The organism is Nonomuraea sp. NPDC003707, assembly GCF_053587055.1.
The window spans coordinates 182,978-203,458 of sequence record NZ_JBSFNK010000009.1 but is presented as its reverse complement, the minus strand read 5'-3'; the positions used below and the strand labels follow the sequence as shown (position 1 = coordinate 203,458).

General features: G+C 67.8%; 22 protein-coding genes and 1 tRNA gene. 8 read left to right on the top strand and 15 right to left on the bottom strand.

Features of this window, described 5'->3' with window-relative positions:
• Positions 1-21: 21 nt before the first annotated feature.
• A complete protein-coding gene (locus tag ACWDRB_RS24965) occupies positions 22-1,269 on the bottom strand; it encodes an ABC transporter substrate-binding protein (protein ID WP_355193515.1) in 1,248 nt (415 codons plus the stop codon).
• A gap of 20 nt (positions 1,270-1,289) precedes the next feature.
• Positions 1,290-1,985, bottom strand: a complete 696-nt coding sequence (locus tag ACWDRB_RS24960) for a FadR/GntR family transcriptional regulator (protein ID WP_449897280.1) — start codon at positions 1,983-1,985, stop codon at positions 1,290-1,292.
• Positions 1,986-2,032: 47 nt separating this feature from the next.
• Between ACWDRB_RS24960 and ACWDRB_RS24955 the strand changes: the two genes are divergently transcribed.
• A complete protein-coding gene (locus ACWDRB_RS24955) occupies positions 2,033-3,145 on the top strand; it encodes an alpha/beta hydrolase (protein WP_449897278.1) in 1,113 nt (370 codons plus the stop codon).
• On the opposite strand, the gene ACWDRB_RS24950 is transcribed toward ACWDRB_RS24955, so the two are convergent.
• The 7 genes from ACWDRB_RS24950 to ACWDRB_RS24920 all read right to left on the bottom strand — a co-directional run bounded on the left by ACWDRB_RS24950 (position 3,120) and on the right by ACWDRB_RS24920 (position 8,882).
• Positions 3,120-3,644 carry a DUF305 domain-containing protein gene (locus ACWDRB_RS24950; RefSeq protein ID WP_449897276.1) on the bottom strand — a complete coding sequence of 175 codons (525 nt, stop codon included), beginning with the start codon at positions 3,642-3,644 and terminating at the stop codon, positions 3,120-3,122. The genes ACWDRB_RS24955 and ACWDRB_RS24950 overlap by 26 nt on opposite strands.
• Positions 3,645-3,681: 37 nt before the next feature.
• On the bottom strand, positions 3,682-4,242 hold the full coding sequence (locus ACWDRB_RS24945; RefSeq protein WP_350723819.1) for a dihydrofolate reductase family protein: 561 nt from the start codon (positions 4,240-4,242) through the stop codon (positions 3,682-3,684).
• 29 nt (positions 4,243-4,271) lie between these two features.
• Complete coding sequence (locus tag ACWDRB_RS24940; protein ID WP_449897273.1) at positions 4,272-5,219, bottom strand: phosphotransferase family protein; 948 nt, start codon at positions 5,217-5,219, stop codon at positions 4,272-4,274.
• Between the two features lie 31 nt (positions 5,220-5,250).
• Positions 5,251-6,243, bottom strand: a complete 993-nt coding sequence (locus tag ACWDRB_RS24935; protein ID WP_449897271.1) for a WD40 repeat domain-containing protein — start codon at positions 6,241-6,243, stop codon at positions 5,251-5,253.
• Between the two features lie 53 nt (positions 6,244-6,296).
• Positions 6,297-6,923, bottom strand: a complete 627-nt coding sequence (locus tag ACWDRB_RS24930) for a class I SAM-dependent methyltransferase (RefSeq protein WP_449897269.1) — start codon at positions 6,921-6,923, stop codon at positions 6,297-6,299.
• 116 nt (positions 6,924-7,039) lie between these two features.
• The gene (locus ACWDRB_RS24925; protein ID WP_449897656.1) at positions 7,040-7,675 is read right to left on the bottom strand and encodes a response regulator; all 636 of its coding nucleotides are present in this window, start codon (positions 7,673-7,675) and stop codon (positions 7,040-7,042) included.
• A 106-nt stretch (positions 7,676-7,781) separates the two neighbouring features.
• Positions 7,782-8,882, bottom strand: a complete 1,101-nt coding sequence (locus ACWDRB_RS24920; RefSeq protein WP_449897267.1) for a sensor histidine kinase — start codon at positions 8,880-8,882, stop codon at positions 7,782-7,784.
• 367 nt (positions 8,883-9,249) lie between these two features.
• Between ACWDRB_RS24920 and ACWDRB_RS24915 the strand changes: the two genes are divergently transcribed.
• The gene (locus ACWDRB_RS24915; protein ID WP_449897265.1) at positions 9,250-10,239 is read left to right on the top strand and encodes a hypothetical protein; all 990 of its coding nucleotides are present in this window, start codon (positions 9,250-9,252) and stop codon (positions 10,237-10,239) included.
• Positions 10,240-10,371: 132 nt separating this feature from the next.
• On the top strand, positions 10,372-11,121 hold the full coding sequence (locus tag ACWDRB_RS24910; protein ID WP_449897263.1) for a DUF4328 domain-containing protein: 750 nt from the start codon (positions 10,372-10,374) through the stop codon (positions 11,119-11,121).
• A 366-nt stretch (positions 11,122-11,487) separates the two neighbouring features.
• Here the strand turns inward: ACWDRB_RS24910 and ACWDRB_RS24905 are convergent, their stop codons facing one another.
• The gene (locus tag ACWDRB_RS24905; RefSeq protein WP_397371953.1) at positions 11,488-11,946 is read right to left on the bottom strand and encodes an ArsI/CadI family heavy metal resistance metalloenzyme; all 459 of its coding nucleotides are present in this window, start codon (positions 11,944-11,946) and stop codon (positions 11,488-11,490) included.
• An 83-nt stretch (positions 11,947-12,029) separates the two neighbouring features.
• On the opposite strand from ACWDRB_RS24905, the gene ACWDRB_RS24900 reads away from it, so the two are divergent.
• The 4 genes from ACWDRB_RS24900 to ACWDRB_RS24885 are packed head-to-tail and all read left to right on the top strand — an operon-like array spanning position 12,030 to position 14,103.
• Positions 12,030-12,413: an ArsR/SmtB family transcription factor gene (locus tag ACWDRB_RS24900; RefSeq protein ID WP_397371952.1), complete on the top strand. Its 384-nt coding sequence runs from the start codon at positions 12,030-12,032 to the stop codon at positions 12,411-12,413.
• On the top strand, positions 12,410-13,132 hold the full coding sequence (locus ACWDRB_RS24895) for an aquaporin (RefSeq protein ID WP_449897260.1): 723 nt from the start codon (positions 12,410-12,412) through the stop codon (positions 13,130-13,132). The genes ACWDRB_RS24900 and ACWDRB_RS24895 overlap by 4 nt, the downstream gene beginning before the upstream one ends.
• Positions 13,133-13,141: 9 nt before the next feature.
• Entirely contained in the window at positions 13,142-13,579 is a 438-nt protein-coding gene (locus tag ACWDRB_RS24890; protein WP_449897258.1) for an arsenate reductase ArsC, read from the top strand.
• Positions 13,576-14,103: an N-acetyltransferase family protein gene (locus ACWDRB_RS24885; RefSeq protein ID WP_449897256.1), complete on the top strand. Its 528-nt coding sequence runs from the start codon at positions 13,576-13,578 to the stop codon at positions 14,101-14,103. Before ACWDRB_RS24890 ends, ACWDRB_RS24885 begins: the two co-directional genes overlap by 4 nt.
• Before the next feature lie 193 nt (positions 14,104-14,296).
• Here the strand turns inward: ACWDRB_RS24885 and ACWDRB_RS24880 are convergent, their stop codons facing one another.
• The 3 genes from ACWDRB_RS24880 to ACWDRB_RS24870 form a co-directional block, all read right to left on the bottom strand.
• A complete protein-coding gene (locus ACWDRB_RS24880; RefSeq protein WP_449897254.1) occupies positions 14,297-14,707 on the bottom strand; it encodes a hypothetical protein in 411 nt (136 codons plus the stop codon).
• Between the two features lie 460 nt (positions 14,708-15,167).
• Positions 15,168-16,475 (bottom strand): hypothetical protein, encoded by a 1,308-nt coding sequence (locus ACWDRB_RS24875; RefSeq protein ID WP_449897252.1) that lies wholly within the window; start codon positions 16,473-16,475, stop codon positions 15,168-15,170.
• 722 nt (positions 16,476-17,197) lie between these two features.
• Complete coding sequence (locus ACWDRB_RS24870) at positions 17,198-17,689, bottom strand: hypothetical protein (protein WP_449897250.1); 492 nt, start codon at positions 17,687-17,689, stop codon at positions 17,198-17,200.
• 1,352 nt (positions 17,690-19,041) lie between these two features.
• Between ACWDRB_RS24870 and ACWDRB_RS24865 the strand changes: the two genes are divergently transcribed.
• Positions 19,042-19,404: a tyrosine-type recombinase/integrase gene (locus ACWDRB_RS24865; protein ID WP_449897248.1), complete on the top strand. Its 363-nt coding sequence runs from the start codon at positions 19,042-19,044 to the stop codon at positions 19,402-19,404.
• Positions 19,405-19,461: 57 nt separating this feature from the next.
• On the opposite strand, the gene ACWDRB_RS24860 is transcribed toward ACWDRB_RS24865, so the two are convergent.
• Positions 19,462-19,538 (bottom strand) — tRNA-Thr (locus tag ACWDRB_RS24860).
• A 56-nt stretch (positions 19,539-19,594) separates the two neighbouring features.
• The gene (locus ACWDRB_RS24855; RefSeq protein WP_350724339.1) at positions 19,595-20,425 is read right to left on the bottom strand and encodes a PSP1 domain-containing protein; all 831 of its coding nucleotides are present in this window, start codon (positions 20,423-20,425) and stop codon (positions 19,595-19,597) included.
• Between the last annotated feature and the right edge of the window lie 56 nt (positions 20,426-20,481).

Genomic DNA, 20,481 nt, shown 5'->3' with positions numbered 1-20,481 from the left:
CAGGCGGCGGCGCTCCCTCGCTCACTGATGGGTGCTCCAGTACTCGTCAGCAGCCTTCTGGATGGTCTCCAGGACCTCCTTGTAGCTGCCGGGCTCCGTCACGAACTTGCCGAACCCGTCCAGCGCGGCCGTCAGGACCGGCGGCGGCGTGGCCTCGAAGTACCGGTTGACCAGGCGGTACTGGCCGCTGCCCGCGTCCTTCGTGACGGTGCCGAGCGCCTTGTCCGAGATGCTCACCTTGGGGTTGGCGCTCACGTCTCCCCTGCTGCTCGCCCACTTCTCCTGCGCCTCCGACGTGGTCCACCACTTGAGGTACTTCTGGTTGGCGGCGGGGTCGGCGCCCTTGGTCAGCGAGCAGAGCGGGCCGCTCTCGAAGATCATCGAGGTCTTGGGCAGCGAGGGGTTGACGTTGGGGATGACGAAGAAGTCGTAGTCCTCGCCGGCCTTCATGTTGCGCTGGGTCATGCTGGTGTTGAACCAGGTGCCGAAGGAGACCATCGCCGCCTTGCCGTTCTTCAGCACGTCACCCGGGTCCGTTTTATCGCCAGGGTTGATGAAATATCCGGCGTCGATGAGGGACTTCCACTTCTCCATCACCTGGACCACGCCCGGGTCGGTGTACTTGGCCTTGCCGGTGGACAGGCGGTCGTACAGGTCGGGGTCGGAGCCGGCCATGAGCTGCTCGAACCAGACGAAGGAGAACAGCACGCTGGTGTGGTAGAAGGCCTTGACACCGTTCTTCTTCAGCGTGTCGGCCACCTTGACCAGGTCGTCCCACGTCTTCGGCGCGGTGAGCCCGTACTTGTCGAAGATCTTTTTGTTGTAGAACATGCCCCAGTACGCGACGTTCATCGGCACGCAGTACTGCTTGCCGTCGATCGTGTAGTACGGCGCGAGGTCCTTCGACAGGTCGCCGGCCTGGATCGCCTGCTGCCAGATGTCCGTGGTGTCGGCCACCTGCTTCTGCTTGACGATCTCTTCGAGCATCCCCCCGGTCTGCCAGGTGAACAGGTCAGGCTTGACGTTCGTGCGGAACGACGCCTTGATGAACGCCTGGTATTGGGCCGAGTCCGTGTATCCCGTCGGCTTCATGCCCAGGCCGATGCTCTGCTTGGACAGGGCGCCCATCTGGTCGAAGTACTTCGTCCAGGCGCCCTTGTCGTTGTACAGGGTCAGCTCGCTCTTCTTCTGCGTCTCGGCGCCGTTTCCGCCGCAGGCGGTCAGGACGAGCGCCGCCACGCCGAGCGTGACCACACGTGACCGGAACATGGACCGGCCTCCTTGTTTCTTCAGGGGGATTGCAACCTGTGCTCTATAACCGTCTTGACGTCCACCAGGTGGGCCCGCATCCGCTCCTCGGCCTGCGCCGCGTCGCGTGCTTCGATGGCCTCCAGGATCGCCAGGTGCTCGTCGTAGTCGCGGCGCCGGTCGTCGAAGATCTGCAGGATCTCCTGCTGCTCGGGTCCGTGGACGGTGAGCAGCGAGTCGACGACCTCGTGCAGCACGCTGTTGCCGGCCAGCCGGGCCGTCGCCCGGTGGAAGGACATGTTCGCGTCGTGCAGGAGGGCGTCGTGGCCGCGCAGGTGCCTGCCCGCCTCTTCGAGCACCCGCTTGAGCGGGGCCAGCTCCTCGGAGTCCGCGTTGTGCGCGGCCATCGCGGCGAGCGGCGGCTCGATCACGATCCGCGCGCCGAGCAACTCCAGGAGCTGGGCGGCGTGCATCTCGCGCATGTTGGGGTTGGGCAGGACGACCCGCTCGATGTCGGTTCCGACGTAGATGCCGGAGCCGTGCCGCATCTCGATGGCCCCGGTGGCCTCGAGCCTGCGCAGCGCCTCGCGCAGTGTCGGGGTGGTGACGGCGAAACGCTGGGAGAGCTCCCTGGTCGAGGGCAGCCTGTCGCCCGGCCGGTGCCCTCCCGTACGGATGAGCTCCAGCATGCGCTCGGTCAGAGCGTCGGACAGCGTCGGCCGCGATACCTCGGACATATCAAGTGATCTAATCACTTATTCGTGTGGGCGTCTATGATTTCGTCATGAGACGTGTGCTGGCGTGGATCGCGGCCGTCTTGGCGGTCCTGGCGCTGGTGGGGCTGGGTGGCGCGGGCTGGTATTACTCCGGGCTGGTGATCGACCCCTCGCACGGGGGATCGTACCCGCTGGAGGTGGTGGCCTTCGACGGCTCGAAGGTCACGCTGAAGGGCGGCTCCGACACCGCGGCGCCCGGCACGTACGGGCTGACCTGGCGCGACGGCAACGCCACGCTGGGGCCGGTGGTCTCCGTCGCCGGCTCCACGGTCGTCAGGCAGGTGACCCGCGTGCGGCGGGGCACGCTCGCGCCGGGCGTCCACGCGTACGTCGACCGCTGGATCTGGGGTCACGAGGACCCGCGCTCGGCGCTCGACCTGCCGTACGAGAGGGTGTCGATCCGCGGCGAGTTAGGCGACTTCCCCGCCTGGCGAACCCCCGGCACCTCCAAGACCTGGGTGATCGCCGTGCACGGCCGCAACGCGAACGCCTCCGAGACCCTGCGCTTCCTGCCCGTCCTCCACTCGCTGGGGATCCCGGTGCTGGCGATCAGCTACCGCAACGACGAGGGCGCGCCGGCGAGCGAGGACGGCAAGTTCCACCTCGGCGCCACCGAGTGGCGCGAGGTCGCCGCGGCCATCTCCTACGCCCGCGGCCAGGGGGCGACCGGGGTGGTGCTGTACGGGTTCTCGATGGGCGGGGGCATCGCCCCGATGGCGGCCAGGATGTTACCCGGCGAGCCGATCAAGGGCCTGATCCTGGACAGCCCGGTCATGGACTGGAACGCGCCCATCGACCTGGGGGCGCGGCAGCGGGGGGTGCCGGGCTGGCTGGCCTCGGTGGGCAAGTTCGTGGTGGAGCGGCGTACGGGGATCTCGCTCGACGACCTCGACCACGTGCGGCACGCGAAGGAGTTCAGGCAGCCGATCCTGCTCTTCGTGGACGACGACGACACCAGCGTGCCCGTCGAGCCCTCGCTGCGGTTCGCGAAGCTCAGGCCGGACCTGGTGACGCTCGTACGCACGAAGGGCGGCGGCCACGTGGGCTCCTGGAACGTCGACCGGGCTCGCTACGAGCGGGCCCTCCGGGACTTCCTCACCGCTTCAGCAGCTTCATCATGATCTCGATCTGCCCCTTGCGCGAGGTCCGCACCTGCCCCGCCCACTGCTGAACGGCCGGGTTGGCCCCGCCGGCCACCTCGGCGGCGGCCAGCTGCACGGCGTCGTCCTGATGCGCGATGAGCAGGTTGAGCAGGTCATGCTCGAAGCTCTTGGACTTCCGCAGCGCCTGGATCCGCTTGACGTCGGTCTCGGGCATGCCTCCGTGGTGATCGTGCGCGCCGCTCGGGGGCGTGAGCGGCTGGTCCCAGGAGTGCAGCCAGCGCAGCATCCGCTCGACCTCGCTCTGCTGCGTGCTGGCGATGGCCGCGACCAGCGTCCTGAGCTCCGGCGTGGTGGCGCGTTCCGCCCCCACCTTGGCGATCTCGATGCCCTGCCGGTGGTGCGGCACCATCATCTGCACGAACATCACGTCCTCGGCGTTGACCGGGGCCTCCTGGGTCGGGGCCGGGCCGCAGGCCGTGATCAGCAGCAGGGCCGCTAAGGCGGGCAGCGCGCGCATAATCGATAGGAAACCTTCCTAAGGGTTTCCTGTCAGGCTACGTGACTTCGTAGCGAAGGTAAACGATCCCCGAGGGGAACGCCCGGGTTTCCAGCAGCCGGGTCCTGATGGAGGCGTCGAGCTGGGGGAAGAACGGCTTGCCCGCGCCCAGCACGAGCGGGTGGACGAAGATGCGGAACTCGTCCACCAGCCCGAGCCGCAGCACGCTCCACGCCAGCGTGGCCCCGCCCAGGTCGAGGTCGCCGCCGTCCTGCCGCTTGAGCCTGGTCACCTCCTCCTCGAGGTCGCCTGTGACGAGCGTGCTGTTCCAGCCGACCTGGTCGAGAGTCTTGGAGAAGACGTACTTGGGCATGGCCCGCCAGATCCTGGCGAAGTCGACCTCGAGCGCGTGGGCGTCGGGGCTCTGGTCGGCGGTGGGCCAGTAGGCGGACATGTTCTCGTAGAGGCGCCGGCCGTACAGGGATCCGCCCATTTCGCGGGACATGTCGTTGATGAACGCGTGGACCTCTTCGTCGGGCGCGGACCAGCCGATGTCGCCGTTCGGGGACTCCACGTAGCCGTCGAGGGAGATCAGCATCGAGTAGATGATTTTCCGCATGCCCTTAAGACTGCTCCGGCCCCCGGAACTCATCGCCTTCCCGCGAGGAACTCCAGCGCCTCCCCGCTGTGGAACTTCGAGATCCCCAGCATGAACTCCCGGTCCGGGAAGTCGCCGTCGAGCAGCCGGAGCGGCCCCGCGGTGAGCGACAGATGCTGGGCCAGCTCGTACAGCCTCATCCGGCCCTCGTCCAGCCCGTCGACGCGCAGCCGTTCGTAGTGCTCGTGGAACCGGATCCGCAGGAAGACGTGCTCCCATTCGACATCGAAGAACATCGTGCCTTCGATGTCGATCAGCACCGGCGCGTCGTGGTCGTCCACCAGCACGTGGTCGGGCCCGAGCTCCCCGTGGATGAGCCCGTGATCCGCCCGCGGCCGCACGCCCGCGGCCATCTCCCGCAGCGCGTTCTCGAACTCCTCCCGGGCCACGCCGATCCGCCCGACCCGGACGGCCGCCTCGTCCAGGTCCCGCAGCGCGTGCTCCAGCACGACCTCGACCGCGGATCGCCGTCGGATCCCCTCGATCTTCCCCACCCACGGGGCCCGCTCCCGCCCCATGGCCTCAAGGCTCTCCGCCAGCCGATCCATCACGCGGCCCGCCCGCGCCGGGTCGTCGCGCAGCAACGCCTCCAGCGTCCCGCCGCGTACGTCCTCGACCACCACGACGTCGCCCGGCCGGTCCACCAGGTAGACCTCGGGCACCCGCACCCCGAGGCCGCTCAACCGCCCATGGGCGACCTCGAAGAACCGCAGCCCGGACGCATGGCCGAACGGGGTCTCCGCGTCGGCGTTCGCCGCGGCGGGCCAGAAGTCCTCCTCCTGGGACCAGACGTAGACGATCGCGCCGGGCCCGTCGTCGTCGAACGAGAGCCGGTAGACACCCTTCTTGCTCCCGCCCCTGAGCCGCTCGACCCCTGCCGGCCGGCGCCCCTTCCCGAAGGCCGCACGCGCGATCTCGGTGAACCGCTGACCATCCATCACATGCCCTTCATCGCTGTGCCGTGGATCCTCAAGCGCCCAGACTCCACACCCGGATGGTCTTGTCGAGGCCGCTCGAAATGGCGACAGGGGTGCCGTCGCTGCGTTTCCCGATCGCCAGCGCGAATATCGCGCGAGTGGGCCCGGTGAAAGGTCCGCCGATGCGATCTCCCGTGTCCAGGTCCCACACCGACAGGCTCCCGTCGCCATCGCCGGAAACGATGACCGGGGAGCCATCGCTTTGCTGCCCGACCGCGACCTCCATGGTGGTGTCGCTCCGGGCAGTGATGGATTCGCCGATGGGCTTGCCGGTGTCCAGGTTCCAGATCCGGATGGAGCTCTTGGGGGTGCCGCCTTCCTTGGTGGGGCCTGGCGGGATTTCACTGGTGACGGCCACTGGAGTGCCGTCGCCGCGCTTGCCTACGGCGAGCCCTTCCACCAGGCAGGTGCCACATCGGCTGAGAGATTTGCTGAGGGGCTTGCCCGTGTTCGTGTTCCAGATGCGCGCCCTGCCGTTGGTCGCGCCCGTGACGAACACAGGGGTGCCGTCGCTGCGATTACCGGTCACCAGTTGGGTGACCGTGAACGCGAAGGGGTTGACGGACGGCTTGCCGATGAGTTTTCCCGTGTCCAGGTTCCAGATTTCGACGTCCCTGGTCAGCGCGTCACCGCTGGAGATGATGACCGGGGTGCCATCGCTGCGCCTGCCGGTCGTCACTGCCCAGACAAGCCCGTTCCGAGCCTTGAGGGGCTTGCCGATCGGCTTGCCGGTGTCCAGGTTCCAGATCCGCACGGTCTTGTCGTAGCCGGCGGAGACGATGACCGGAGTGCCGTCACTGCGCTTGCCCACCGCCACCGCCTCCACCTGGGCTGTGTGCCCTTTGAGGGGCTTGCCGACGGGCGTGCCGAGGGGAGGGACATCGGCCCGCGACGAGGCCACGACAGCCGTACTGACCTGCTCGCCGGACGCGAAGTCACTTCCCACTGCCGGATCAGACAATCCGACGATCATCAACGCGCCCATTGCGATCGCTCTGGCCGACACCCTGCGGATTCCCCTCATGGTCCCAAAGTTGATCATCCAGATCGCCGCAACGTCAGCGACTGGAACCGGAGTTTGTCAGATCCCACGACGTGGAAATCCACCACCTCGAAAGTCTTTCGTGCGTACTCCTGGAGCTGCTCATCGCTGCGGAAAGAGAAGAACCGAGGAGGATGGTGATCGTCCCCTTCGAAGGGACCCTCACCAGTCACGCTGCCTCCGCCGTACACGCCGAGAAAGAAGAGGCCACCGGGCCGCATCAGCGTGTGGATCGTATCCAGTACCGCTGGAAGGTCGCTGTTGGGCACATGCAGCAAGCAGTTCAGCGCGTACACCGCGTCGAACGAACACGGTGCGAAATCGAGGCTCAGAAAGTCCATGACATGCGCTTCAATGCCCTTCTCCCGGCAGAGAGCCACCATGGCAGGCGACAGATCGACGGCCACGACCTCCAGGCCGTTTTCCTGAAAGTACGCGCTGTCCTGGCCCGTTCCAGCGCCGATTTCCAGCAGCCGTCCGCGACGGTCACCCTGCAGCCGGCTCAGGAACGCCTCCCGCTCCGCCAGCTTCCACGGGGCCTTGCCGCTGACCTCACGTCGCTCGGCGCCCCCGTCATATGCCGTTCGGAGGGGGCCGATCACGTCCTCGTAGCGCACGCTCACCGCGCCATGATGCCCTACGAGGGATCTTCGACGACAGGCGCCGTTTGGACTCATCCCTTCAGCTCAGTATTGGCGGCGAACAGAGTCCCCCGTTCCATGCCGCCCCTGCCAGCGCCCTACGAGGCGTCGTGGACGACCAGGGCCAGCTGAACGCGGTTGTCCAGGCCCGCCTTGGTGAGGATGCGGGAGATGTAGCCCTTGACCGTGCCCACGCTCATGTGCAGCTCGCCGGCGATGACGGCGTTGGTCTTGCCCTGCCCGACCGCGAGCGCCACCTCCCGTTCGCGCTCGCTGAGTGCCGACAGCACCCGCCGGGCGTCGGCCCGCCGCCGGTTGTCCTCCTCGGGCACCAGGTGGGCGATCAACCGCCGGGTGACGCTCGGCGACAGGCTGGGCTCACCGGCGGCGACGCGCCGGATCGCCTCGACGATCCCCTCGGGCGGCGTGTCCTTCAGCAGGAACCCGCTGGCTCCCGCGCGCAGCGCCCGGAACACGTGCTCGTCGGCGTCGAACGTGGTCAGGATGATGACCTCCGGCGCGTCCTGGCGGGCGCGCAGCCTGCGGGTCGCGTCGATGCCGTCGAGGCCGGCCATCCGGATGTCCATCAGCACCACGTCGGGAGAGTACTCGCCGACCGCAGCCTGGACCTGCGCACCGTCGGCCACCGCGCCCACCACCTGGAGGGCGGGCGCGCCCTTGAGCATCAATGTCAGCCCGGTACGGACGAGCGCGTCGTCGTCCACGATGAGCACCCGGATCGCGGCGGACGCACCCCCACCCCCGGCCGGACCCGCAGCCCCACCCCCGGCCGCACTCGCAGACCCACTCACGGGCGGATCCGTGGACCCGCTCACCGGCTCACTCATGGGGCCGCTCACGTGGCCATGGTAGCCGCGCCGCCAGCCGGAACCCGCCGCCTTCGGTGCGTCCCCGCTCCAGGCGCCCGCCCGCCAGCGAAACCCGTTCCTCCAGCCCGGCCAGCCCGGCCCCGCCCCCGGTCGTAGCCAGCTCCGCCGCCTCCCGCCCGGCGGCCAGCGGGTTGCGCACCTCGACCGTCAGCTCCCCACCGGCCGCGCCGGAGACCACGACGGTGACGGGCCGACCGGGCGCGTGCTTGCGCGCGTTGGTCAACCCCTCCTGCACGACGCGGTACGCCGTGCGCCGCGTCGTCTCCGGCAGGTCGGCGAAGCGTACGTCGTGCTCGTACAGCTCGATGCGCATCCCGGCCCGCCGCGACTCCTCCACCAGCGGCGCGAGCCCGGTCAGCGGGAGCTCGGCCGACGGGCTCTCGCGCAGCACGGAGATGACCGCGCGCAGCTCCTGCAGGGCCTGGTGGGCGCTGGTCCGGATCACCCCGGCCGCCTCGGCGACCTCGTCCGGCCTGGCACCGGCATTGAACTCCAGCGCCCCGGCGTGCACCGCCAGCAGCGACAGCCGGTGGGCGAGCACGTCGTGCATCTCGCGGGCGATGCCTAGGCGTTCGGCGCGGCGGGCCTCCTCCGCGCGCAGCCGCTGGTCGGCCTCGGCGCGGCGGGCCCGTTCCGCCAATGACGCCAGCAGCTCCCGCCGGGTCCTGGCCAGGATGCCCCAGCCGGTGATCGCCCCGCCGAACAGCACGCCGACCAGCGCCCACACCGGATACGACGCCAGCCCCGGCGGCCGCCAGGCGAACCTGACCAACGTCGCCGCCACCCACGCCACCCCCACCGCAACGGCCATGGGCGGTCGCCGGTACAGCGCCGCGACCAGTGTGGCGATCCCCGCGGCCACCGACGCGGCCGCGGCCGGGACGGACAGCGCGATGACGACCAGCGAGGCGGCCACCGGCCACCGCCGGCACAGCCACAACCCCACGCACGCCAGAGTCCCGCCGACCACATCGGCCCACAGATACCAGCCGGGCGTCCCCGGGACCAGATCCCCCCAGACCACCGCCCCGGCCCCGGCCACGGCGAGCACGATGCCACCGGCCCCGACCGCCCAGTCACGCCGCGACCGCCCCGCCCTCGGCCGCCCACCCGCCCCCGATCCCCAGCCGCCCCCGCCCTCGCCACCACTCCCGGCTGCGCGGTCCCGTCCCGAGCCGTCATCGCCTGCGGTTTCTCCATGCCTCCAGGGTTCGCCGTCGCGGCGGCCCCCGTCCTGGCCCTGTGCTGCGAACACAACCGCAGATCGTATCCGCCACCCTTACACCTGGTAAGCAACCAAGGTCACCATCGCCGCCCCGCCATGGCAACCAAAGTCACCACCCGGAAGCGACCGAAGAGGCCAAGGACCGGCCTGGCGGCAGCAGCGCCCCGCGCCCGCCGCGGGAGACCGTAGGCGCATGGTCACCTCACGAGCACGCGGCCGGTGGGCCGCGCTCCTGCTGGCCGGGCTCACCCCGGTCGTCGCCGAGCTCACGCTCGGCAATCCGCCCCTCCGCCAGGCGTGGCTGCTGCTGCTGTGGGTGCCGATCTACGGCGCCGGCACCGTACTGATCCGCGAGCTGGTACGCCGTACCGGCCGAGGCTGGCTCGCCATCCTGCTGCTCGGGGCGGCGTACGGGATCGTGGAGGAAGGGCTGGCGCTGCAAGCGCTCACCAGCCCGACCATCTACGGCGTGGCCGACTGGGCGCCCAGGATCCTCGGCCTCAACAGCGCCTACACCGAGCTGAACATCCCCTACCACGCGGTCTTCAGCGTGGCGCTACCGATCCTGTTGGTGGATCTCATCGTCCCGGATCTCCGCCATCGTCCCTATCTGGGGCGGACCGGGCTGGTCGTGGCGGGGGTGGTGTTCGTGCTGGGCGCCCTGCTGCTGCGGTGGACGACGACCTTCATCGACCCCGGCTACCAGGCGCCGCCGGCGGTGCTGGCGGCGTTCGTGCTGGCGATCGCGGTGCTCGCGGTGCTCGCACTGCGGTTCGTCCCCCGCCCGACAGACGTGCCGGCGGCCGCGCCCCGGACGCTTCCCGCTCCGCCGATCGTCGCGTGCCTGGCCGGGGTGATGGCGTTCGGATATCTCGCGCTGCTGTTCCCCTTCGGCGGCGCCCATCACCCAGCCTTCACCCAAGGCGGCTGGGTGGCGGTCCCGATGCTGGCTGCGGCGCTTCTGGCGGTGGTGGCAGCGGTACTGCTGCGCCGATGGACGGCACACGGCGGATGGCACGACCGGCACAGCCTGGCGCTGGCCGGCGGGGCGCTCGTGGCGCACACCGTGTTCGGGGTGATCGCCAACGGCGAGAACACCACCGACCGCCTGTCGCTGGCCGCGCTCGGACTCGTCATGACCATCCTGCTGGCCCTCCTAGGTCGGATCAATCGCCCTGCTTGACCAACCCAGACCGTGGCTGGGTGCGTGTGCGCGGTGGCGCGGTTGTGTCAGCGTGGGAGCGCCGCAGGTTGGTCACGAGAGGATCCCGGATGGGAGATCCGATCCTCTTCCAGATCTTGGGGATACATACTGGTGCACACCTCGCTCCCCCCTTCCGAAGGCCTCCAGGTGATGCAGCTCTCTCATGGGCGATTGCGCCCGGTCGGTGGCGTCGCGCTCTTCGCCATCGCGGCCGTGGTGTCCGATTCCCTCGTCGGGGTCGCCACAGCGGGGATCAACCTCTGGTATGCGTCGCTCATGGATCGTATGAGGAGTGATTTCGAATCCGTCTCCGAGGCGGCGATGCGAACGGGGGAGCTGCTCATCCAAGGGTCCGGGGTCGCGCGATTCTTCATCTTCCTCGTGGCCGTGGCCGGGTTCCTCGCCTGGTTGTTCCGCGTCAGAACCAACGCCGTGAGCCTCTCGCCGAACGGTCACCGGCACAGTTGGGCCTGGGTGATCGCCGGGTGGGTGATGCCGATCAGCTGGTTCTGGATTCCCAAGCAGATCGTGGACGACATCTGGCGCGCCTCCACGCCCCCAGGCTCTGCCAAGGGGCTGATCAACGCCTGGTGGGCGGCCTGGCTTGCCGCCTGGGTGATGACGAAGGCGACCTGGGGCCTGCTCAATGTCTCCGTCAACCTGGAGGGAATCGCCTTCGCCCTGCGCTTGGAGGTGGTCGGCCTCGGGCTGATGCTGATCGCGGCCGTGCTGGCGATCGGCGTCATCCGCAAGATCACCTCGGCCCAGGAGACGCTCCGCGCAACGCCTCCAGCCAACCCCGCGCCAAGCGAGCCGCCCCCGGCACCCGGCGGCGCACCCGAGCCGGCCGCGGCGTCATAGGGCATCGCGCCAGTACGGCGTCTCCGGGTCACATCCACGGACGCGGTACATGAACCGAGGATCTCCCGGCGGCCGTCGGCGTTGATGATGCGGCCGCCCTTGCGCACCTTCTGGGTCAGCGCGTCCCGCCAGACGAAGGTGTCCTTGCTGCTGGGGAACCCCAATGCCTGGAGCCGAGTCCGTGGACGTCCATGATCGAACGCCTTCGTTGTCACCCACTTCGTCACCCGGTCGGGTCGGTAAGACCTTCGAGCGCCAGGCACAAAGATGCAGCTCAGCGTGCCCAGCTTCCCAGAAGAGCGCGCCTACAGGGATGGCCCGCACGCCTGCACGCATGGGCCACCGCGAGCAAAGAGAAGCCCGTGGTCAGCAACAGTTGGCCGAGGCGCTGACCGGCTCGGTGGCCTGCTCGCCGGCCGGGGTGCAGCAGGCCGAATCGGTTTCCCTGGTCAGCGTGTCGGCGTCGCCCTTGACCACGTACACCTCCCATGGCTCGGCGCCAGGACCGTGTACCCAGACCTTGTCCTGGAGGGCGTAGCAGCAGGAGGTGTCGTTCTCCTCGAAGGTGGCCAGCCCGGCGTCCTTGAGCCGCTGGGTGGCGGCGTTGACCTGGGCGGTGTCCTCGACCTCTACACCGAGGTGGTCCATGCGGGTCGGCTCGCCCTCCTCCCCCTCGATGAGCACCAGCTTGAGCGGGGGTTCGGCGATGGCGAAGTTGGCGTAGCCGGGGCGGCGCTTGGCCGGTTCGGTGCCGAACAGCTTGGAATAGAACGTGATCGAGCTCTCCAGATCGGCGACACGGAGGGCGAGCTGGACGCGAGACATGACGATCTCCCATCGTTGTTTCGACGGATGTCTAAGTAGTGCCGAGTTTGCGCCACTGCTTAGGAATCTGTCAAATTAGAGATATGTCGAAACAGGAGCTGCCAGTGCTCGCCTCCGAGTGCTGCGCACCGTTGATCGCCGAGCCGATCACTGAGGACGAGGCCGCGGAGATGGCTCGCGTGTTCAAGGCGCTCGGCGACCCGATCCGGTTGCGGCTGCTGTCCCTGATCGGCGCGCAGGAGAGCGGCCGCCAGATCGGCGACGGGGTGTGCGTGTGCGAGTTGACCGTTGCCTTCGAGGTCACCGCGCCGACGATCTCGCATCATCTCAAAGTGCTGCGTGAGGCCGGTCTGATCGACAGTCAGCGGCGCGGCACCTGGGTCTACTACTGGATCATCCCGGCCACGCTGAAGCGCCTGACCGGCGTACTGGCCCTGCCCGAGACGCTTGTCGCGGACGCGCGGTGAACCTGGCGCGCCGGGCGCTTGCCGAGTTCGCCGGCACCGCCTCCCTGGTGGCCGTGGTGGTCGGCTCCGGCATCATGGCAACCGATCTTTCGCGTGACGTCGGCGTACAACTGCTGGCCAACAGCCTGGCCACGGCGGCAGGTCTGGCGGTGCTCATCTTGATCCTCGGACCGGTGTCCGGCGCGCACTTCAATCCGGTCGTCTCCGTGGCGGCCTGGGTACTCACCCGACGCGACGCTGCCCCGGCGATGCGCGGACGGGAAGTGGCGGCCTACCTGCCCGCCCAGGTCACCGGAGCCGTCGCGGGGGCAGTCCTGGCGAACGCCATGTTCGCGCTCCCGGCCGTTCAGATCTCGGCTCATGACCGGTCGGCCCCTCACCTGCTGCTGGGTGAGGTGGTGGCCACCGCGGGGCTCATCGTGGTCGTCTTCGCGTTGGCCCGGCAAGGCCGCGCCGCGCTCGCCCCGGTCACGGTCGGCGGCTACATCGGCGCCGCCTACTGGTTCACCAGCAGTACGAGCTTCGCCAACCCTGCTGTCACCCTGGGCCGGGCCTTCACCGACACCTTCGCCGGGATCGCCCCTGCTTCGGTGCCCGCTTTCATCGTCGCCCAGTTGGCCGGAGCCGCGCTCGGCGGCCTGCTGCTGGTCGCGCTCTACCCGAACAGCCCGCAGCCCGCTGCGGAGCCCGTCCCCGGCTCCGCCTACCAGCCTCGATAGGAGGAACCCGTGCCGGACCAGATCGACGCGCCGCCGCAGGTGTTGTTCGTGTGCGTGCACAACGCGGGCCGCTCCCAGATGGCCGCCGCCTTCCTGACCCACCTGGCCGGCGATCGGGTACGCGTGCGTTCGGCCGGCTCCGCGCCCGCCGATCAGGTGAACCCGGCCGTGGTGGAGGCGATGGCAGAGCGTGGCATCGACATCTCCGCCGAGATTCCCAAGGTGCTCACCGTCGATGCCGTCCAGGCCAGCGACGTCGTGATCACCATGGGTTGCGGCGACGCCTGCCCGATCTTTCCCGGCAAGCGCTACGAGGACTGGGTGCTGGACGACCCGGCCGGCCAGGGCGTCGAAGCCGTGCGCCCGATCCGGGACGCGATCGAGGCCCGCGTACGTGCCCTGATCTCTGACCTCACCTCCACAACCGCGGACACGACGATCAGGTGAGCGTGGACGGGGCGGCCCATGGGCCGCTCATCGAGTCCATGCGTGCCGCTCATGCCGATCAGGTTCTGGCCGTCTACCAACTCGGCATCGACGAAGGCCAGGCCACCTTCGAGACCACCGCCCCGACCTGGGCCCAGTTCGACACGTCCAAGCTGCCCGACCATCGCCACGTCGCCCTCGGCACCCTCGACGGCACGCCTGATCGGCTACTCGGCTGGATCGCCGCATCGGCCGTTTCGGCCCGCAGCGCCTACGCCGGGGTGGTCGAGCATTCGGTCTACGTGCATCCCGGTGCCCGCCGCCGTGGCGTCGGCCTGGCGCTGCTGCGGGCACTGATCGCCTCCACGGAGGCCGCGGGCATCTGGACGATCCAGTCCGGCATCTTCCCCGAAAACGCCGCCAGCCTGACCCTGCACGCTCGCGCCAGTTTCCGGGTGATCGGCGTCCGCGAACGCATCGGCCGCCACCACGGGATCTGGCGGGACGTCCTACTGATTGAACGTCGCAGCCCCATCGTCACCTGACCTCGCTACCGGGTCCGGCCGCAGTTCGAGGCTTCCCCGACGTCGGGGGTCTCATCTGGGAGCCGGAAAGGGGGGCCGACTTGGATGGGGTCGGCACTTCGCGTTTACTGCCTGAACCAGGCGCGGTCTACCGGAAGCAGATCCGTCCAGTCCTGAAGGAGGGCGCAGTGGCGATGGATCGAATCTTCGGCGATCAGTGAACCTGTGCCGTGGTTGGCCGACGTCCCTGCCTCAGTCTCCGATCTCTGATCACCGCAAGCACAAGGAGATGAGTCAACAGGCCAATACCCAGGATCAGTCCAGCGACCTGAAACGCAGGCGTCGTGAGCTCACCGGACAGGGACTTGAAGGTCAAGGCAAACCCCAGCCAGAGCTGAGACCCGCCCCCGAGGCGTGCTCGAACCCAGGGAATGCTCCGCAGAACAGCCGCCGCCGAGATGACAAAAGCAAAGATCAGGAAGAACGCGGCAAGGTCGTGGGGAGGGTTCATCAGCACTAGCGCCATCCCGCCCACGAGGCCCACCGCTGATACTGCGACCACGATCACGCGCCGCGGCACGGTCAGAGCGTCAAACCACGACCTCTTCTGATCAACTGGCTCCACGGGCTCACTGTCCCACAAGTGGCCATAAGCGACCACCCACGTCCCGACACCACCTTGCCAGGGAATCCTTAGACACCTAAAGCCCTCCGCGATCACGCGGGGGGCTTTTGGCCTGGAGCCGCCTTGGGGATTCGAACCCCAGACCCTTCATTACGAGCAAAATCAAGGACTTGCTCATCCTCCCCCGCCGAGGAGGTGACCTGCCTTTTGCCGTCCGTCAGAGTCCGTGGACGTCCATGATCGAACTTCCTCGTTGTCACCCACTTCGTCACCCAGTCGGGTTGGCAAGACCTTCGGGTGCCAGGGACAAAGACGCGGCTCAGCGCGGCTTTGCCGACCCGATCGCTCCCAGGCCGTATGCCTGGTGGGCGACAGGCGCACGGCTGGGTGACGGCGCCCTGCGCCACCGCCCCTTGATCCTATGAGATCCATTCGGCAGGGCACTGGACGCCGTTTGGCCTCATTCCTTCAGTTCGGTCTTGGCGGCGAACAGAGTTCCCCGTTCCGTGCCCTGCCCCCGGCGAATGTTCAGGCCCTCCTTGCGGAAGCTGATCCATCCTTCACCGTCAGTCAGTCCCCGCACGATTCTGGTTTTCACGATGTCGTGAGTCGCATAACCGACGTCCAGATGAGTCAGGTGACTGTCGTCCTTCCGGTGGACTTTGAGCCCCTCCACGGGGAAGGTGATCCATCCGTCGTCGGCGCTTCTTCCTTGCACCCATTCGGTGTTGATGCCGTTGAGATCGGCCTTGTCGGCGTGCACGGTTCCCCAGGCGTGCCCGGCTCCCTTACGCACGTCCAGCCCGTCCTTGGAGAAGCCGATCCATCCGTCGTCGGTGCTTCTTCCCTGCACCCACCCGGTGTTCACACCGTTGAGATCGGCCCTGTCTGCAGTCACGGTCCCCCGCCCGCCAGAGTTGTCCGAGATCTCCACCCCTGTACCTGTGAAGGTGACGCGCCCCTTCTTTCCGTCCGCCGCCCCCTGGACCCAGGGCGTGTCAATGCCGGTGGTGGCGGTGAGCGTTTCCAGGACGGGGAAGCGCACTTGGACGGTGGCGGTGAGGAAGTGCTGCTTCTGGGTGACGGGGTCGGTGGCGACGAGCGTGTAGGTGGTGGCCCGCTTCGGCGCGTCGGGCGGGGTCCAGGTACGCCTGTCCGAGGAAATGTCCTTCTGCCCGCCAGGGAACAGGATCTTGTAGTCGAATTCGGGGGACCCCTCCCAGCTCAGCGTGAGGTTTTCGCCGACGCCCACCATGCCCTTGTCCGGGTGGAAGTCACGCGGCGCCGGAATCTCCTTCGGAGCGGACTTGACCAGTGCCACCGACGTGTAGCGGGTGTGCTCCCCGTCATCGTCTTCGGTCTTCTCTCGCACCGTCAGCACGGCCGGCCCGGCGGTGGCGGCAATGGTGACGTTCTCCATCGTCAGCACCAGGTAGTCGCCGGGTTTGAAAGAAGCCACGCCCCCGCTCTTGGGGGTGACTTCAAAGACGTTGGTGTCCCGCTGCGGGTCGACCTTCACCTCCTGGGTTATCGCCTGGGTTCCCCACCGGTTGTCGGTGTACTTGCCCTTCATCTCCGGGAGGTTCGGGGTGAGGTCGCCAATGCCGTCGCCGACGGGCACCCTCACCTCGATCCTGGACCAATCCGTCCTCCTTGCGGTGTTGGTGATGACCAGGTACACCGTCCCTGTGGATTTGGACCTCCGTCCGGCCGCTGACGCCTCCACGGACGCCGGGTCGGTGAAGACGGTGTAGGTCAATGCGGTCATGATCACGACTCCTTTTTTGGAGGACGGCACAGGCCGATGAGCCGCCCGCCCCGAGAGCACCGGGGGCAGGACAGGCGGCGACGCTGGGACACATTCGAAACCCCCCGCTTGGAGATACGCCCCAGAAGATCGCCCTTTAGATCCAAACGTGCGCATTGGAGCGCGACAATAGAATGCGAGGCGGCATAGCAGGGCGATTCAGCAATACCTTCAGCGTCTTGACAAGCATTCGGTCCATGCGCCACTGGCGCGCCGCGAATGCCTGCCAAGCCGTGCGCCTGCGCGAGTGTCCCGGTAGCCGTCAGGATGGACGGCGTAAAGCCGGAACCCCGCCTCTCTTACGAAATACGGGCCGTCCTCGATGCTCAGGCCATGCGGCTGTGGATCCCCGAGAAGCCGCTCATGCGCAGGCCTCTGGTCTTTCCCGAGGACTGGGGCACGCTCTTCCCGCCGGCCAGGCCGCCAGCCCGTTCACCGCGGCACTCGCCGAGCTGCTCGCCCTTCAGTCAACCAGTTACACATACGATTAGCGACGGCGGCCCGGCCACCAACGCCAAGCTGCACAGCCCTGAGGGTGGCATTGATAGGCAGGGTTCGGGTCTGGCCCACCAGCCTGAGAACGCTGGATAAGCACAGGTGAGGGGCGTATCCGTTGGATCCTGCGCCATTACTACCGGGACCCTTAGAAGCTCACGTAGGTGGGCACCCCGGCGATTGCCGGTCTAGTCGTTGTCCTGGGCGATGAACTCGGCGTAACCGTCCGCGTCCCAATTGAAATCGGACTTGGGCTTGTGGTCATGGATCTCCATCTCAAACAGCCAGCCCTCGCCGTAGGGGTCCCTGATGAGTAGCTCCGGAGTGTTGGCGAGCTCGGTGTTGACGGCGACGACTTTCGCCTCGACTGGTGCGCAGAAATCGCTCCAATCCTCGTCAGGAGCAGCATCCCCGTCCTCCCACTCCTCGTCAGGATCAGCATCCCCCTCCTGACTCCAACTGACCCGACCGAAGTAGTCACCCAACTCGACGTAGCTACCTACCTCAGGCAACTTCACCCGCAGCCCTCTGTCGGGGATCTGACCTATGAAGAAGGTGGTGAAGCCGATCCTCACCCGGTCGCCAGGCGTGTCCAGCTTCCTGTTGCGCTTGAACCACTCCCCGTTGCCCCACATGTGCAGCTCACCGGCGTACAGGCGATCCTGGGGATACTCGCTCACTTCTTCCTCCCGTAGAAAGGCAAACCGAACTCTTCTGATCTTCACCGGCGGCGGCCGTAGTGTCGAGGCCTCCGGACGGAGCGGTGCTGGACGACCGCCTTGGCGACCCTGTAGCGGAAGTTAGGTCGCCCACCCGCGTAACATCCGGTTCAGACTCGTGATCGCTCGCCTGGCGGGCCGTCCCTTCCGAGTGGCCCGCCAGCGCCAAAACCTGCTGCAACACCGGGGCCCCTAGGGTGTTACAGCCTGCCTTCCGCGCGACAGCGCGCTCAGAAAGGCGTGCTAAGCACCATCGACTGGTCGGAGCATAGTTCGCTTGCCTGGTATCGCAGCTTGAGAGCGGCTGTTGAGGTCGTCACCGTCTCATAGAGACAACAGGAACAGCCATCCAAAAGGCCTGTCCCTGTCTTGGACTGCGTTAGTGCTGGTCGCAGCACGTTCAGGGACGGCAGGGACACTGACGGCCAGCGTGCGCGGGTGGTACCGGGGTGCGTCCCATGGAACGAAGACGTTGTGCGCGGTCGGGATCGGTTCACGGAAGATCCCCGGTCGATAGAGGTCAGCCAGCACACCGACGGTCTCGACTGCCCTAACGGTGTACAGGGTGAAGTCCGCCCGGAGCATGGGGCACTGCTCCAGCACGTCGGCGGGGCGTTGGTCCGGCCGCTGTCCAGGCCGGTGCGCTCGAACACCGTCTTGGTCAGTAGCCTGGGGATCAGGCGCGACTCCGGGTCCGCCGCCGGACCGCCGCATACCTGACATAGCAGCTTGTTCATGCACCGCCACTGTCGCCGCGTGTTGAGCTTCCTCATGTGCTCGGAACCGCGCAGGCGGGGCTTGTCCAGCAGGTCGCGCACCCTGGCGCGCAGGACGCCCGGCTCCCAGGACTTGGCGGCGGGAGGCTTGATCCAGTCGCCAGGGTGAGACGGCTGGTAGGCCAGGCGCAGTCGGCCCGCGTAGGGCTCGAAGGCGATCGGCGCTGTCACTAGTTCGTTGGCGAAGGCGATCGTGTACGGGATGGTCGTGTACCCGGTCATGGGTGGTGGACCTCTGCTCAGTCCCGCGCGGCAAGGAGGGCCGTCCGTCCAAGGCGCTCACGCTGGCTCAGGAAGAAGCCGTGCTCAGGGCCGCCGAAGGAACCCGCATGCATGGGTATCTGGTGCTGGCCCTGCTCACCGGCGCACGCACCGAGGAGCTTCGGGCGCTGACATGGGACCACGTGGACCTGGAGGGCGCCCCCGACGCTGATCCGGCCGTGCCGCCGTACGTGGCACGGCTGGCGGTCCGTCCGGACTGGCGGGGACACCAAGACCCGGAAGTCCCGGCGCACTCTGGCGCTCCCACAGCGCTGCGTGGAAGCGCTCAAAGCACAGAGGGCTCAGCAGGAGGCGGGCAAGGAAGCCGCGGGCAAGCGGTGGATGGAACATGGGCTCGTGTTCGCCTCGACCGTGGGCACACCTCTCGACTCCCACAACGTGCGGCGGGCCTTCCGCGCGGTCATCGCCAAGACCGACCTCGACCCCGACAAGTGGACGCCCCGAGAGCTGCGGCACAGCTTCGTGTCCCTGCTGTCAGACCAAGGCATCCCCTTGGAGGAGATCTCCCGGCTGGTCGGCCACAGCAGCACGGCGGTAACCGAGCTGGTCTACAGGAAGCAGATCCGCCCCGTGCTCCAGGAAGGCGCGGTGGCCATGGATCGGATCTTCATGACATGAGATCGGGAAGCTTAGACACCCAGAAGCCCCCCGCGATCACGCGGAGGGCTTCTGACCTGGAGCCGCCTTGGGGATTCGAACCCCAGACCCCTTCATTACGAGTGAAGTGCTCTGGCCGACTGAGCTAAGGCGGCGTGCTCTGCGACTTGCAAGAGTCTACAGGAGCCGGAGGGGTCCTCGCTCCCCTCGATCACGCCTCGGCCGGATCCCCGTACGTCGAGTCGTACGCCTTGCGCGGCGCGCACACACTGGCCTTCGAGCAGGCGCAGCGCCGCCCCCCGTCGTTGAGGCGCACCACCACGGAGTCCGACGGGACGTTGTGGCCGACCACGACACCAGGCCCCTGCGGGGTCTCCACGTTCGCCCCCGCCCGCGGGGCAGAGGCGCGGAACTCCTGGTAGAGCGGGTGTTCGTACTTCAGGCAGCACATGAGCCGGCCGCACGCCCCAGCGATCCGCAGTGGATTGACCGGAAGGTCCTGGTCCTTGGCCATGCGTACCGAGACCGGTTCGAAGTCCTTCAGGAACGTGGCACAACACAGGTCACGGCCGCAGGGCCCGATGCCGCCCTGCAGCCGCGCCTCGTCCCTCGGTCCGATCTGCCGCAGCTCGACCCTGGCCCGCAGGTTGCGGGCCAGGTCGCGGACCAGGGCGCGGAAGTCGACCCGGTGCGGCGCCGAGAAGTAGACCGTGTAGACGTTGTCCTCGTCGAGGTAGTCGATCCCGACCACCTTCATCGGCAGCGTGTGCCGCTTGATCAGCCGCTTCGACACGCTGCGGGCCTCGGCCCTGCGGCGCTTGTTGGTCTCGTCGCGAGCCAGGTGCTCCTCGCCCGCCAGGCCCGCGCACAGGGGGAGGCCGTCGACGTCTTCGCTCGTGTACTGCGGCGCCCAGACGCACTCCGCCACCTCGGGGCCCGAGTCGGTCGGCACGAGCACCTTGTCGCCCACCTTCGGGCTGTGCTCGCCGGGATCGAGGTAGTAGAGCCTTCCGTAACGGGTGAAGCTCACGGCCATGATCATTCCCATGGGCTCGAGCTCGCCTCCTGACGCCTAGGGGTCGTACGACCTTCCCTGCC

Bases quoted from the DNA above. Each gene is read 5' to 3' on its own strand.
- ACWDRB_RS24965 (WP_355193515.1), bottom strand. From the start codon at position 1,269: ATGTTCCGGTCACGTGTGGTCACGCTCGGCGTGGCGGCGCTCGTCCTG.
- ACWDRB_RS24960 (WP_449897280.1), bottom strand. From the start codon at position 1,985: ATGTCCGAGGTATCGCGGCCGACGCTGTCCGACGCTCTGACCGAGCGC.
- ACWDRB_RS24955 (WP_449897278.1), top strand. From the start codon at position 2,033: ATGAGACGTGTGCTGGCGTGGATCGCGGCCGTCTTGGCGGTCCTGGCG.
- ACWDRB_RS24950 (WP_449897276.1), bottom strand. From the start codon at position 3,644: ATGCGCGCGCTGCCCGCCTTAGCGGCCCTGCTGCTGATCACGGCCTGC.
- ACWDRB_RS24945 (WP_350723819.1), bottom strand. From the start codon at position 4,242: ATGCGGAAAATCATCTACTCGATGCTGATCTCCCTCGACGGCTACGTG.
- ACWDRB_RS24940 (WP_449897273.1), bottom strand. From the start codon at position 5,219: ATGGATGGTCAGCGGTTCACCGAGATCGCGCGTGCGGCCTTCGGGAAG.
- ACWDRB_RS24935 (WP_449897271.1), bottom strand. From the start codon at position 6,243: ATGGGCGCGTTGATGATCGTCGGATTGTCTGATCCGGCAGTGGGAAGT.
- ACWDRB_RS24915 (WP_449897265.1), top strand. From the start codon at position 9,250: ATGGTCACCTCACGAGCACGCGGCCGGTGGGCCGCGCTCCTGCTGGCC.
- ACWDRB_RS24905 (WP_397371953.1), bottom strand. From the start codon at position 11,946: ATGTCTCGCGTCCAGCTCGCCCTCCGTGTCGCCGATCTGGAGAGCTCG.
- ACWDRB_RS24900 (WP_397371952.1), top strand. From the start codon at position 12,030: ATGTCGAAACAGGAGCTGCCAGTGCTCGCCTCCGAGTGCTGCGCACCG.
- ACWDRB_RS24875 (WP_449897252.1), bottom strand. From the start codon at position 16,475: ATGACCGCATTGACCTACACCGTCTTCACCGACCCGGCGTCCGTGGAG.
- ACWDRB_RS24855 (WP_350724339.1), bottom strand. From the start codon at position 20,425: ATGATCATGGCCGTGAGCTTCACCCGTTACGGAAGGCTCTACTACCTC.